Raw genomic sequence first — 13,035 nt, 5'->3', positions numbered from 1 at the left:
TTCCACCCCGCGATCCTGGAGGACTCGGTGGCGACCGCCCCCACCCGGTTCCGGCACGGCCGGCTGTACATCACCTTCCGCTGCAACGCCCGCTGCGGGTACTGCAACGTCTGGCAGGACCCCGTCTTCGACGGCCACCAGGAGCTGACCGCTGACGGTCTGCGCCGCTGCCTCGACGAGATGGCGGCGCTCGGAGTGTCCTATGTGGACATCACGGGCGGAGAACCCGCACTGCACAAGGAGATGATCGCCGCCGTCGCCCACGCCCACGCGCTGGGCATGGCCGTCGACGTCACCACCAACGCGATCCGCTTCCCCCAGCAGGCCAGGGAGATCGTGTCGCTGGTCAGCACCATGAACGTCTCCGTCGACACCCTCAACGCCCAGCGCTACCACGACATCCGGGGCACTGACACGCTGGACCGCACGATCGAACTGGTCGGCGCGTTGCGCGAGGACGGCGCGCGCAACGTGAAGCTGATCTGCGTGGTCTCCGGGCAGAACGTGGACGAGCTGGACGAGGTCGTCGCCTTCGCGCAGGAGCAGCGGGTCAGCGTCTACCTGTCGCCGATGTTCAGCTACTTCTCCGCGCAGAGCGAGGTTCGTCCAGCGGGTTCGATCAAGCAGCTGAAGCTCGCCGCGGTGAACGGCCGTTCGGCCGCGCCTTCGTCGGTGCAAACGTTGGCGCCCTCGGAGTCCTTGATCGAGCGCGTGGCGGAGCAGCGCTACGAACCGTCCACTGTGGTCAGTCTGGCGTTCCTGCACCACCTGCGGACGATGGACCCGAGCACGGTCACCGCCTGCGGGGCGAACTCGCGCATCCTCACCGTCGGGCCGTCCGGGCAGGTCATGCTGCCGTGCTACCACGAGTGGGACGGCTCGATCGCCTGGGACCGGCCGTACCGGGAGATCGTCAACGACCCGGAGCTGGTGCGCGTCCGCGACGAGGAGGTCGGCTCGCGCCCGGGCTGCCGCACCTGCGCGGTGTTCCCCTACCTGGGGCTGGCGATGAGCCACCGGTTCACCACACCGTTCCTGGTGCAGGCGTTCTCCGAGGAACTGATCAAGCTCAAGCCGTTCGCGGGCGCGCTCGCCCCGGAGCACCGGCAGCGGCTGCTGGACCGCAGTGGTGCTCTGCTGGGCGAGCTCGAAACGCGGACCGCCTCGATGCGCCCGGGCACGCACCTCGACGAGCTGTACCACTTCGAGGCCGTGGACGGCATGGTGCGCACGGACTTCGGCATGATCAGCGTCGAGGAGCTGCTGGCCGACCACTCGCACGACGACTGCTGGCGGATTCACCGCAGCCCGCATCGCCTGGTTCGGTTGCTGTACTCCGAGATCCTGCCAGCTCTGGACGGCTCACCCCTGTGCGCTGAGGCCCTGGACGTGCAGATCGACTGCTGGGAAGCCCTGTGGTTCTCGGACATGGAGGCCGCTGACCGGCTGGCGTCGTGGTGCTCGCGCGTGCTGGAAGTGTTGCCCGGCAACCGCGCCGTGGGCTTGCTGGCGTTGTTCTCCTCGCTCCCGGACACCGAGATCCCCTCTGTCGCTGGGCACGCGGACGAACTGCTCGTGCGGAAGCTGCTGCCGTCGGGGCGCGGAACCGCGTCGTTCTCGCCGCTCGGAGGTGGTACTCCGGACCTTTCGGGACCCGTGCCCACCCCTGAGGAAGCCCGTGCCGGGGCGTACCTCGCCCGGTTCGTCGCGGAACTCCGTGTCGCGGACACCACGGCTCTTCGTCATACCGTCCGCCGTTGGAAACTCGCCCACGATCCGGATATCCCGGTCGAGTTCAACCTCTTGGAACTGGAACTCACCGAATGACCGCGCGCGGGGAGCGGCACCTCAAGGGGGAGCGGGAGTTCATCGTGCTGGGGGCCAGTCAGGAGGCGAGCCTCGGGCGGCGTGTCTTCGCCTACGGTCGCGGCTGCACGCTCGTCGACGTGGACGGGCGCGAGTACGTCGACCTCGCCGCCGGCACGATGACGCAATCATTGGGGCACAGTCATTACGAGGTGGTCAGCGCGGTCGCCGAGCAGGTCGGCGCGCTCACCAACGTGCACGACAACCCGACGCCGCAACGACTCGACGCGGCGCGAGCGCTGGCCCAACTGCTGCCGGAACACCTTGGTGCGATTGGGTTCTTCACCACCGGGACCGAGGTCGTCGAAGCCGCTCTGCGCATCGCGCACGCCAACGCGGAGCCCGGCCGAACGCGGATCGCCGCGCTGCGCCGGGGTTTCCACGGCAAGACACGTGGTTCGCGCGCTGCGGTGCAGTGGGACATCGGGACCGAGCCGCCTGGCCCGACGCTGCTCGGCTACCCGGCTTACTGCTACCGGTGTCCGTTCGAGCTGACCTATCCATCGTGCGATGTGCTGTGCGCTCGGTTGACGGTCAAGCAAGCGATCGCGAGACCGGACGTGGCCGCACTGCTCGCCGAGCCGATCCAGGGCGCCGCCGGAGTGATCATCCCGCCGCGTGAGTACTGGGAGGTCGTGGGCAAGGCGTGCGCCGAGCACGGCGTGTTGCTGATCGCCGACGAAGTGCTCACCGGAGGCGGCCGAACCGGCGAATTCCTCGCATCGCAGCACTACGGGCTCGAACCCGATCTTGTGACCCTGGCGAAGGGCCTGGGATCGGGGCATCCGGTCGCGGTGCTCGCCGGTCGGCCGGACCTGCTCACCGAGGACACGTGGAGCGCGGTGGGCGGCTACAGCAGCACCTTCGGCGGAAGCCCGGTCGGGCTCGCCGCGGCATCCACGACGCTCACGGTGCTGCACCGCGACGACCTCATCGCGCGTGTGCGCGAGCTCGGGCTGCTGTTGGCCGATGAACTGTCCACTGTGGCCGAACACCCGCTCGTCGGCGAAGTGCGGGGGCTGGGGCTCCTGCACGCCGTCGAGCTGGCGAACCCCACCGTGGTCGGCCGAGTTTTCCAACGAGCGCTGGACATGGGGGTGCGCGTCATGCCTGGGGGCTCCGTGCTGCGCATCGCTCCGCCGTTCCTGATAGAGCCCGACGAACTGGTGGACGCGGTGCGCCGACTCGGCCGCGCGATCGACCAGGTGCACCGGGAGGACGCCCCATGATCGAGGCACATGAGCTGAGCAAGGTCTTCAAGGTCCGCAAGATGCGTCCCGGCCTGTGGGGCGCCGTGCGCGGGCTCGTCTCGGCCGAAGTGGAGGAGGTGCGCGCGCTCGACGGAGTCAGCTTCGCCGTGCCCGCGGGGGAGCGCACGGCGTACCTCGGCGTGAACGGCGCGGGCAAGTCCACCACGATCAAGGCGCTGGCCGGAGTGCTCACACCGACCTCCGGGCACTGCCGCGTCGCCGGTCGGGACCCGCGCGCCGACCGCTACGCCCACGCACGCACGATCGGTGTCGTGTTCGGCCACCGCACGCAGCTGTGGTGGGACCTGCCGGTCGAGGAGTCCTTCCGCATCTTGGCGCGACTGCACGACATGTCCACGGAGGACGCTTCGTTCAACCGCAAGCTCTTCGACGAGGTGCTGGACCTCGGCGAGATCGCGCACCGTCCTGTTAGGACACTCAGCCTCGGCCAGCGGATGCGCGCGGAGGTCGCGGCGGCGCTCTTTCACAACCCGCGCGTGCTGCTGCTCGACGAGCCGACGATCGGGCTGGACCTCCTGCTCAAAGAGGCGGTGCACGAGCTGGTCAACCGGGTGGTCGCCGACCGCGGCACCACGGTTCTGCTGACCAGTCACGACGTCGCGGACATCACCGCGATCTGCGAGCGCGTGGTCGTCGTGGACTCCGGTCGCGACGTCTACACCGGAGACCTGGACGACCTGCTCCGCCAAGCTCCGACGCGGTCGGTCCGCATCGACTACGCCGGTGACATCTCCGCCGAGTCGCTCGCTTTCCACGTGCGCCAGGACATCGGGGCTGTCGAGGTCTCCGTGGCGGGCCGTCGGCGGATCAAGGTGGAAGGGCCGCCGGATCTAGCGACGCCGCAGCGGGTGCTCAACGCGATCTCCGGCTTGGTCACCGTGACGGACCTCGTGGCACCGGAGCCCACGCTTGGCGAAGTGCTGCGGGCCCTGTACGTCCGGACGGCTGAGCCCGCCCGATGACGCTGCTCGTGCAGGCCCGAGGCTACGGCGCCGTTCTCGGGGCTGGCTGGCGAACCGCGTTGGCATATCGCGGCGCGCTCATCCTGACCGCCTTGACGACCGCGCTGTCCCTCGCGGTGCAACTGTCCGTGTGGAACGCGGTGTACGACGGTACTTCGGTCCTCAAGGGCTACGACGCCACGTCGATGACGACGTACCTGCTCGCCGGGAACCTGTTGGCGGTGCTGCTGTCCAACCAGATCGACGACACCCTTTCCGGGGACATCTACCGAGGTGATCACGTCGTCGGGTTGCTGCGGCCGATCAACTTCCTGGGCTCGCACGCCGCCGTCGCGCTGCCGTACCTCGCGGTGCGGTTGACCCTGGTCGTGCTGCCGCTGCTGGGTTTCGCGCTGGTCCTTGTGCCGCTCACGACCCCTTCGGCATCCGGTTTCGCCTGGTTCGCGGTGTCAGCATTGCTGGCCACCACGCTCGGGATCTTGCTGAACCTGTTGGTGGGCTTGGCTGGTTTCATCACGACCAGCACGTGGGGCTTGCGGTACCTGAAGGGCACGGTGGTCGCGTTCTGTTCCGGTCAGCTCGTGCCGTTGGAGCTGATGCCCGCCGCCGTGCGCGCGGTGATGGAGTGGCTGCCGTTCGCGGCGATGGTGAACACGCCGGTGCGGCTGCTGCTCGGCAAGCTCGACGGCCTCGCGTCCCTGCACGCCGTCGGGGTGCAGCTGTTGTGGGTCGGGCTCGGGCTGCTGGCGTGCGTCGTCGCGTGGCGCGGGGCGTTGAAGCGGGGGGAGGTGAGCGGTGGATGAGGCGGTACCTGTCGTTGTCGTTGCTGCTCACCGGCGTGGGGTTGCGTCGGATCTTGGCTTACCGGTCGGACTTCTTCGTCGGGATCGGCGCGTTCGCGTTGCGCGTTGTGATGCACGCGCTGCTGCTCGGCGTGATCTACCAGTACGTCTCGGACATCGCGGGCTGGACCTTCGACGAGGCCCTGCTGCTGCTCGGCGTCGCGATGCTCGTGCGCGGGCTCGACCACGCTTTCACCGACCAGCTCTGGGAACTGGGCCGCAAGCTCGTGCAGCGCGGAGAGCTGGTGCGCTACCTGGTCCGTCCGGTGCACCCGTTGTTCAGCCTGCTGTCGGAGCGGTTCTGCTACCCGGAGGGCATCGGCGAGATCCTCGCGGGACTCGCGGTGATCTTCTACGCGGCGTCCGGGCTCGACCTCGATCCGGGCTTCGGCCGCTTGGTCCTCTTCGGTTTGTTGCTGCTCGTCGGCGCCCTGGTGTTCGCGGCGGTCAAGCTCCTGCTCGCGGCGCTGGCGTTCTGGACAACGACGAGCTTGCAGGTGATGACGGCGGTGTACGAGCTCGCCGACACCGCCCGCTACCCGCTCGACGTGTTCCCCGCGCCGATCCGCATTGTGCTGACGAGCGTGATCCCGTTCGCGTTGACGGGTTTCGTGCCCGCCGACTACCTGCTGCACGGTGGCGGCGCGCTGACGTGGCTGGCCCCGGTGATCGCCGGAGTGCTGACCGCGCTGGCGCTGCTGGCGTGGTCCCGTGGGGTGCGTCGGTTCGAGGCGGTGGGCCCGTGAGCCTTCGTGAGGTGCTGCGCCGGGCACCGTGGTTCTCGCGGTCCACATTGGACCCGGGTACCGCGCGGGTGCTGGACTCGCTTGAGATCGAGGGTACGACGTTGCGCTGGGTGGAGGTTCGCGGCGAGCACCACGCCGCGACGCTCGTCCTCGCCGAGGACGACGCTTCGCTGCTGCGCGCGCTGTTGATGTTGACCACTCGCGAGTTCTGGCCGACGAAGTCCAGTGTCGTCCGGTGGCGAGGTCCGGTTCAATCCCTTTTGCAACTGGATGAAGTGCTCAACACCACTGCGACGAACGCGGTCGGCAGAGTCGCTGGTGACCTGATGATCAAGGCGTACCGGGTGCTTGGTGACGATCGTGGAGAACCGGTCCTTCTGTCCACTGTGGATGGTGGTGATCTGCTACCCGTGCCACTGGGGTATCTGGAGTACGAGGGCTCGTGCCTGGCGCTGATCACCCATGTCGTGCAAGGTGTTCCGCTCGACCACGCGTTGCGCGAGGCGCTGCGGAGTGGAACGGCTCCTCCGGCGCGTCTGCTGCGCGCGGTCCGCGAAGCGCTGACCGCCCTGCATTGCCGGCTCGCCGCCGGGACCGAGGTCAAGGCGATGCCGCTGACCGAGCGGCTTCCCGAACTGGAGAGCCTGGTGCGCCAGGTGCGCGGCACGCTTCCGCCGGGATCGCCGCGTCACGAACTGCTTGACCAGTGCGCAGCTTTCCCTTTGTCGGCGGACTATCCCGCGGGTCCGCGTCATGGTGATCTTCATCTCGGGCACGTCCTGGTCGATTCCGCGCGGCGCGTGCGGTTCGTCGATCCGGACGGGCAGGCTCTCGGTACGAGCAGCCCGTTGGACGACTTCGCCGCACTGTGCCGAGCTGTGGAGTGCTTCGCCGCCGACGAGGAGACCGACCGCGCCGCGCGCGCACTGGGCGTGGACAAGGTCGACCTCGCGCGTTCGCAGGAGTCGGCGTTGGGCGCTGAGTGGGCGGCGGAGGTTACCCGTGAACTGACATCGGGTACCGAGTTGAACGCGGTCGCGCTGCCTTACGTGCTGCGGACATTGCACGAGCTGCGGTACCACGGCGAACGGGCCGGTGACCCAGACGCCGACTACTACGCCGACCTGACGTGGGCTTCCCTGGCTGACTTCCTGAAGGGGTTCTTGTGAATGTCGTCGAGTGCCATTACGAGTTCGGCGGGTTCGACCACCGGCTCGTCAAAGGTGGCATCTCCGTCTACCTGTGGAACCTGAGCCAGGCGCTGTCCGCGCGGGGCGTCGGCGTGAGCGGCCTGACAGCGGCGCACGGCGCGCTGCCTCTGCTGCGCGAGCACTACGACATGACAGACCTGGACTACGTGGACGAGCTGCTGGTCGACGTGCCGCTGGACCCGTTGGTGTGGAAGGAGTACGGCGGGTCGACGAAGATCTCGGCTCGTATCACCGCGCACCGAGTCCGTGTCGATGGTGTTGATGTCGTGGTCCTCGCGGGTGGGTTGCTCGACGCTTGTCCGGACACCTTCTACCCGCCGTACGAGAGCAAGGGGCGCGATCTCGCGTTCCTCAAGCCGCTGGTCTTCCAGCTCGCGGCGACCAGGTACCTCGTCCGCACGATGGCTCCGCGCACCGTGGTGCACCTGCACGAGCCGTACTACCACTACCTGATGCCGCAACCGCTTCGCGCGGCCGGTGCCGAGGTCGTCTGCACCGTGCAGAGCAACATGCCGGTGAACAAGAAGGTCTACGGCCGCGAGGTCCGCGAGCTGGTGACCTTCCTGGGCGGTGACGCCTCGGTGGCGGACGGCCTGGAAGATCCGGAGCTGGACGGCGCCGCTGAGCGGGAGATGCGCGCCTACCTGCCGACGACCCACCTGTACAACGAGTACCCCGAGCGCCCGGGCCACGACTACGTCAGCGCTCTCGCGCTCGTGGCGAGGACCGCCTCCGCGCTGGACTTCCTCTCGCCCGGTCAGCTCGAACACGTTGTGACGCAAGGGGACACGCCCGCCGAGGCGCTGTTCCAGCACCTGGCCGTTCGCCGCGAGCTTCGCGCGGCGGCGGACAAGCTGGTGGTCGGGGGGTGCGCTGTCGGGAGCGCTTGGCGTTCGGCGGATCGATCCACAGTGGACAGAGAAGCCGTGCTGGGCGCGCGCGGCCTCGACCCGGCGCTGCCGACGATCTTCCACAACGCTCGGTACGCGATCCACCACAAGGGACAGCGCGAACTCGCGCGTGCGCTGCGCGAACTGCTGGACGAGGGACTGCGGTTCAACGCCGTCCTGCACGTGCTGTCGCCGACGCCGCTGGACGATCCCGAGCTGAACCCGCTCGCGGCGGCCCACCCCGAGCGGGTGTGGCTGGAGACCGGGCCGATGCCCGAGCCGGAGCTGATCGAGCTGGCCTGCGCGTCCGACCTGTGCCTGTTCCCGTCGAAGTTCGAGATGGACACGTTCCTGCTGGCGATGGGCGAGGCGATGGCCTGCGGTGCCGTCCCGATCGCGACCGCGCAGCGCGGCATGGAGCACTTCGAGCACGTACTCGGTACTACGGGGGCCTCAGTACCGCGCTCCTTCCGCGCGGACGACCGGGCGCTGGTGGACGAGATCAAGGCCCAACTGCGCCGTGTGCTGATCGCCGACCTGGCCGAGCCGCGCGCCAACGCCATCCGGGTCGCGCGCTCGTTCACCTGGGAGAAGGTCGCCGCCGACTTCCACGCGACCTTCGAGGCGATCCTCCACAGTGGACTGACCGCAGACCCGCTCGCGCTGCTGCGCCGCGGCTGGGGTGACCTGCTCGACGACGAGACGCTCGCGCGGCACGCCGTCGAGGCCCGTGACCACGCGCTGAGGGTCGGCGATGTCGAGCTGGCGCGGAGACTGGGTATCACCGGGGACCGCGCCCTGTACGAGGCGGCGCGGGAGCGCGGAGACGTGGCCGCGTGCGCGCTCTTCCCGGAGTACCAACACGAATTCGCCTCACGTGGTTCGGTGGCCGACGAGGTGGAACAGTGGCGGGTGAGCTACCGCTTCGGTCCCGTCCGCACCGCCGACGTCGTGCGCGAGGGCCGCACGTGGCCGCTGTACCCGACCGGGGACGGGGGCTTCGGCGGTACCGTGCCCGCCGCGGCCGGGCGCTCCGCGGTGCTGCTGCTCACCCTGGCCAGCGGCCGAGTGGTGTGGGACGAACTGGAAGTGGAGGAGAGCAATGTCTGAGCTGGACGTCCTCGTCGTCGGCGGCGTGGGAGTGGACACCATCGTGCGCGTGCCGGAGCTGCCGCTGCCGATGCGGGACTCGATCATGGTGCCGCCGATCGAGCAGTTCCTGGCGCACACCGGCAACGGCGTCGCGCTGGGCTGCCACACCCTCGGGCTGCGCACGCACTTCGCCGACGTGATCGGCGAGGACGCCGAGGGCGAGCGGGTGCTGGAGGCCTACGCCGGTACCGGGCTGTCCTTCGCGCACCGAACGCATCCCAGTGGAACTCGCCGCAGCGTGAATCTCGTTGACAAGCAAGGGAACCGGCTCTCACTGTACGACGGACGGCACCCGTTCGACATGGAGGTCGACCCTGAGCTGTACCGACCCGAGATCGGCCGTGCCCGCCACGTGCACGTCTCGATCATGAACTGGGCGCGGCACGCGCTGGCCGACGCCGTCGCCGCCGGTGTTCCCACGTCGACCGACCTGCACGACTGGGACGGCGGTTCCGAGTACCACCAGGACTTCGCGCACGGCGCGGACGTGGTGTTCGTGTCCACCTCCGCGCTCGGCGACCGGGTCGAGGCGGTCACGGCGGACATCATCGAGAAGGGCCGCGCCAGCGCGGTGATCGCGATGGCCGGGGGAGACGGCAGCTACCTCCGCCTGCCCGGCCAGCCGCTCGTGCACGTGCCGCCAGTGCCGCTCGCGCCCGAGGAGGTCGTGGACACCAACGGCGCGGGGGACAGCTACGTGGCCGGGTTCCTCTACGCCCGCCTGGCCGGGCGCTCCTGGGAGGACGCCGCGCGCGCCGGTTCGCACGCCGGGGCGCACGCCGTCCGCACCGCGGGCACCCACACCTCGTTCATCACCGCCACCGACCTCGACGCGGCGCTGTCGGCCTGACCGACGCCAATGCCGAGTTTGGTCCGTTGAACGTGCTGAACGAGTCATTCAGTGCGTTCAACCACCTCAACGAGTCATTCAGCAAGCAACCACCTGGGGGAAGTTCGTGCATGTTGATGTGTTGATCGTCGGCGGGGGCGGGGCGGGCTGCGTCATGGCCGCCAGGCTCAGCGAGGACGAGCGGATCACCGTGGGCCTGCTCGAAGCCGGGCCGGACTACGGCCCCTTCGACCCCGAGCGCTGGCCCGCCGAACTGCTCAACGCCCGCTCCGCCGCGCGCGGTCACGACTGGGACCTGCAAGCCCCGCCGTGCTGCGCGCGGGCGCGGGTGATCGGCGGCTCGTCGGCGCACAACGGTTGCTGGGCAACGCTCGGAGCGTCCGCGGACTACGACGCGTGGAGCAAGTACTCCGACGGCGCCTGGGACTACGAGAAGCTCCGCCCGTACCTGACGAGCGCGATCGAGACGCTCAAGGTGCGCCCGGTACCCGAAGAGGACCAGACCCGGTGGCACCACGCGGTCATCGACGCCGCCGGGGAACTTGGCATGCGGTTCCTCGACGACATCAATGCCGAGGACGCCAACGAGGGCATCGGGTGGGTGCCGCTCAACGCGGTCGGCGCGACCCGGTGGCACACCGGCTTCGCCTACCTCGACCCGGCGCGCGGCAGGCCGAACCTGCGGATCTTGCCGGATTCGTTGGCAGCACGCCTGATCATCGTGGGCGACCGGGCCACGGGGGTCGTCGCCGTCCGCGACGGCAAGGAGTACACGGTTACCGCGGACCACGTGGTACTCGCGTCCGGCACCTACGGGACTCCGCCCCTGTTGATGCGCAGCGGGATCGGGCCGGAGCGCGTGCTGGCGGAGCTGGGCGCGCCGGTCAAGCTCCGGTTGGACGGAGTGGGGGCGAACCTGGTCGACCACAGCTCGCTCGGCCTGATGCTCAACCCGTTGGACAGCCTCACCCAGGAGCTGCCCAACGCGGCGGAGTCCTACTTCGCGCAGACCGTGGTGAAGGCGCGCTCCAGCGAGGCCGACGAGTTCTGGGACATCCACATCGTGCCCTCCGCCGGTCCCGCCGAGGACGCGCAGGGCTTCTACACCGGCCCGCTGTCCGCCGGGCTGTACGTGTTCGTGATGTCGCCGCGCTCCAGGGGAACCGTGCGCGCGGCCTCGCTCGACCCCGTGGCCTCGCCCAGGATCGACCACGGGTTCTTCACCGACGCCGAGGGCTACGACACGAAGATCATCCTGGAGGGCGTCGAGCTGGCGCACGACTTCGCCCGCACGGCGCGGCTGTCCGGGCTGACGGGACTGAGTCCCTGGACGGAGGAACAGCGCTCCACGCCGGAGATTCTGGCCGCCGCCAGCGGGTACTGGCACCCGGTTGGTACCTGTGCCATGGGGCCGGCCGACGATCCGATGGCGGTCGCGGGCGCTGACGGCAAGGTGCACGGGCTGTCCAACGTGTACATCGGGGACGCCTCGCTGATGCCGGTGATCCCGCGCGCCAACACGCACCTGACCACGGTCGCCGTCGCCGACCGGCTGTCCGCGCTGCTGCTGGAAGGAGCACTGCGATGAGGATCGGACTGCTCTCACCGAGCATGCCGCCGTTCACCGCGCCCGAGGCCGCCAAGACCCTGGCCCGGCTCGCCGACACCAACGGCGTCGACTCGCTGTGGGTGCCGGAGCACGTCGTGCTGCCGGAGAACTACCAGACGCGCTACCCGTACTCCGACGACGGCCGGATGCCCGTGCCCGCCGACTGGCCCTACCCGGACCCGTTGGCGTGGCTGAGCTTCGTCGCCGGAGTGACCTCATCGGTCCGCCTCGTGACCGGCATGCTCGTGCTGCCGCAACGCAATCCGGTGGTGCTCGCGAAGGAGGCCGCGACGATCGACCACCTCTCCGGCGGGCGGCTCGAACTGGGACTCGGTCTCGGGTGGTTCCGCGAGGAGTTCGCGGCCATCGGCGTGGACTTCGCCGACCGCGCCGCGCGCTTCGAGGAGTACGTCAGCGTGCTCCGTGCCCTCTGGAGCGGTACCGAGTCCCATTCGGGCCTGTATCACTCGTTCACCGAGGCCCGGTGCTACCCGAAGCCCGTCGGCTCCATCCCGCTGATCATGGGCGGCCACAGCGTCGCGGCCGCGCGGCGGGCCGGTCGGCTGGCTGATGGCTTCTTCCCGGCGGTGGGCGATCCTGTCCCGCTGTTCGAGGAGTGCCGCGCGGCGGCGGTCGAGGCCGGTCGCGATCCGTCCACGATCGACCTCATCGCCGAGGCTTCGCCGGTCACCCCCGCTCGGGTGGAGCGGCTGCGTGACATCGGTGTCACGCGGGTCCTCGTGTACCCGCCGCAGGTGCCGCTCGACGAGCTGCCCGACGCGTTCGAGGCGTTCGCGGCGGACTTCCTGCGCCCCGTTCGGCAGCTGTAGCCGCACCGCCACCGTGGGAACATGAGCGGATGGCGGATGTGGATCTTGACGTGGTCGTGGTCGGCGGGGTCGGTGTGGACACGATCGTGCGCGTGGGCGAACTGCCCCTGCCGGTCGAGGACACCATCAAGGTCCCGCCGATCCGCCGCTACGTCGGCCACACCGGCAACGGCGTCGCCATGGGCTGTCACACGCTCGGCCTGCGCACCCACTTCGCCGACGTCATCGGTGACGACCCGGACGGCGAGTTCGTGCTGGAGCACTACCGCCGTGCCGGGCTGCCGTTCACACACCACACGGACCCGAGTGGTACTCGGTGCGCGGTGAACCTCGTGGACGGTGACGGTCAGCGGACCTCGCTCTACGACGGCCGCCACCCGGAGGGCATGGTCGTCGACCCCGTGCTGTACGAGCCGTTGCTGCGGAGGACCCGGCACGCGCATCTGTCCATTGTGGACTGGGCGCGGGGTGCGCTGGCGTCGGCGATCGATCTCGGCGTCTCCACGTCGACGGATCTGCACAACTGGGACGGCGTGGGCGGGTTCCGGCAGGACTTCGCTTATGGGGCCGATCTGGTTTTCCTGTCTGCGGGGAAGATTCGTGGGCGGGTCGCTTCGGTGGCCGAGGATATTTTTGCTCGGGGGCGGGCGAAGGTTGTTGTGGTGATGGATGGAGGGGCTGGGAGTTATCTCTGCCTTCCTGGCCGTGTGATTGAGGTTCCTGCTGTTCCGGTGGATCGGGTTGTTGATACCAACGGGGCTGGGGACAGTTATGTGGCTGGGTTTGTTTATGGGTTCTTGGAGGGG

General features: G+C 69.1%; 11 protein-coding genes. All 11 read left to right on the top strand.

All coding sequences use genetic code 11. From position 1 onward, the window contains the following. Positions 1 to 27: 27 nt before the first annotated feature. Positions 28 to 1,827 carry a radical SAM protein gene (locus tag CCN37_RS06645; protein WP_143261459.1) on the top strand — a complete coding sequence of 600 codons (1,800 nt, stop codon included), beginning with the start codon at positions 28 to 30 and terminating at the stop codon, positions 1,825 to 1,827. Then, the gene (locus tag CCN37_RS06640) at positions 1,824 to 3,095 is read left to right on the top strand and encodes an aspartate aminotransferase family protein (RefSeq protein WP_086819779.1); all 1,272 of its coding nucleotides are present in this window, start codon (positions 1,824 to 1,826) and stop codon (positions 3,093 to 3,095) included. Before CCN37_RS06645 ends, CCN37_RS06640 begins: the two co-directional genes overlap by 4 nt. Further along, the gene (locus CCN37_RS06635; RefSeq protein ID WP_086819778.1) at positions 3,092 to 4,099 is read left to right on the top strand and encodes an ATP-binding cassette domain-containing protein; all 1,008 of its coding nucleotides are present in this window, start codon (positions 3,092 to 3,094) and stop codon (positions 4,097 to 4,099) included. The genes CCN37_RS06640 and CCN37_RS06635 overlap by 4 nt, the downstream gene beginning before the upstream one ends. Then, the gene (locus CCN37_RS06630; RefSeq protein ID WP_086819777.1) at positions 4,096 to 4,902 is read left to right on the top strand and encodes an ABC-2 family transporter protein; all 807 of its coding nucleotides are present in this window, start codon (positions 4,096 to 4,098) and stop codon (positions 4,900 to 4,902) included. The genes CCN37_RS06635 and CCN37_RS06630 overlap by 4 nt, the downstream gene beginning before the upstream one ends. Then, a complete protein-coding gene (locus CCN37_RS06625) occupies positions 4,899 to 5,687 on the top strand; it encodes an ABC transporter permease (protein WP_086819776.1) in 789 nt (262 codons plus the stop codon). Before CCN37_RS06630 ends, CCN37_RS06625 begins: the two co-directional genes overlap by 4 nt. Next, positions 5,684 to 6,856, top strand: coding sequence for a phosphotransferase (locus tag CCN37_RS06620; protein WP_143261458.1), 1,173 nt, complete (start codon positions 5,684 to 5,686; stop codon positions 6,854 to 6,856). The genes CCN37_RS06625 and CCN37_RS06620 overlap by 4 nt, the downstream gene beginning before the upstream one ends. Further along, the gene (locus CCN37_RS06615) at positions 6,853 to 8,898 is read left to right on the top strand and encodes a glycosyltransferase (RefSeq protein WP_086819774.1); all 2,046 of its coding nucleotides are present in this window, start codon (positions 6,853 to 6,855) and stop codon (positions 8,896 to 8,898) included. The genes CCN37_RS06620 and CCN37_RS06615 overlap by 4 nt, the downstream gene beginning before the upstream one ends. Then, positions 8,891 to 9,790, top strand: a complete 900-nt coding sequence (locus tag CCN37_RS06610; RefSeq protein ID WP_086819773.1) for a carbohydrate kinase family protein — start codon at positions 8,891 to 8,893, stop codon at positions 9,788 to 9,790. Before CCN37_RS06615 ends, CCN37_RS06610 begins: the two co-directional genes overlap by 8 nt. Positions 9,791 to 9,896: 106 nt before the next feature. Next, positions 9,897 to 11,378 (top strand): GMC family oxidoreductase, encoded by a 1,482-nt coding sequence (locus CCN37_RS06605; protein WP_143261457.1) that lies wholly within the window; start codon positions 9,897 to 9,899, stop codon positions 11,376 to 11,378. Further along, positions 11,375 to 12,229, top strand: coding sequence for a TIGR03619 family F420-dependent LLM class oxidoreductase (locus tag CCN37_RS06600; protein WP_086819771.1), 855 nt, complete (start codon positions 11,375 to 11,377; stop codon positions 12,227 to 12,229). The genes CCN37_RS06605 and CCN37_RS06600 overlap by 4 nt, the downstream gene beginning before the upstream one ends. Before the next feature lie 50 nt (positions 12,230 to 12,279). Beyond that, on the top strand, positions 12,280 to 13,035 hold a 756-nt coding region (locus CCN37_RS06595), incomplete at its 3' end, for a carbohydrate kinase family protein (RefSeq protein ID WP_168200544.1).

This window comes from Allokutzneria sp. NRRL B-24872, assembly GCF_002155965.1.
GTDB lineage: Bacteria > Actinomycetota > Actinomycetes > Mycobacteriales > Pseudonocardiaceae > Allokutzneria.
This window is presented reverse-complemented; position numbering and strand designations above follow the sequence as displayed.

Bases quoted from the DNA above. Each gene is read 5' to 3' on its own strand.
- CCN37_RS06640 (WP_086819779.1), top strand. From the start codon at position 1,824: ATGACCGCGCGCGGGGAGCGGCACCTCAAGGGGGAGCGGGAGTTCATC.
- CCN37_RS06635 (WP_086819778.1), top strand. From the start codon at position 3,092: ATGATCGAGGCACATGAGCTGAGCAAGGTCTTCAAGGTCCGCAAGATG.
- CCN37_RS06630 (WP_086819777.1), top strand. From the start codon at position 4,096: ATGACGCTGCTCGTGCAGGCCCGAGGCTACGGCGCCGTTCTCGGGGCT.
- CCN37_RS06625 (WP_086819776.1), top strand. From the start codon at position 4,899: ATGAGGCGGTACCTGTCGTTGTCGTTGCTGCTCACCGGCGTGGGGTTG.
- CCN37_RS06610 (WP_086819773.1), top strand. From the start codon at position 8,891: ATGTCTGAGCTGGACGTCCTCGTCGTCGGCGGCGTGGGAGTGGACACC.
- CCN37_RS06600 (WP_086819771.1), top strand. From the start codon at position 11,375: ATGAGGATCGGACTGCTCTCACCGAGCATGCCGCCGTTCACCGCGCCC.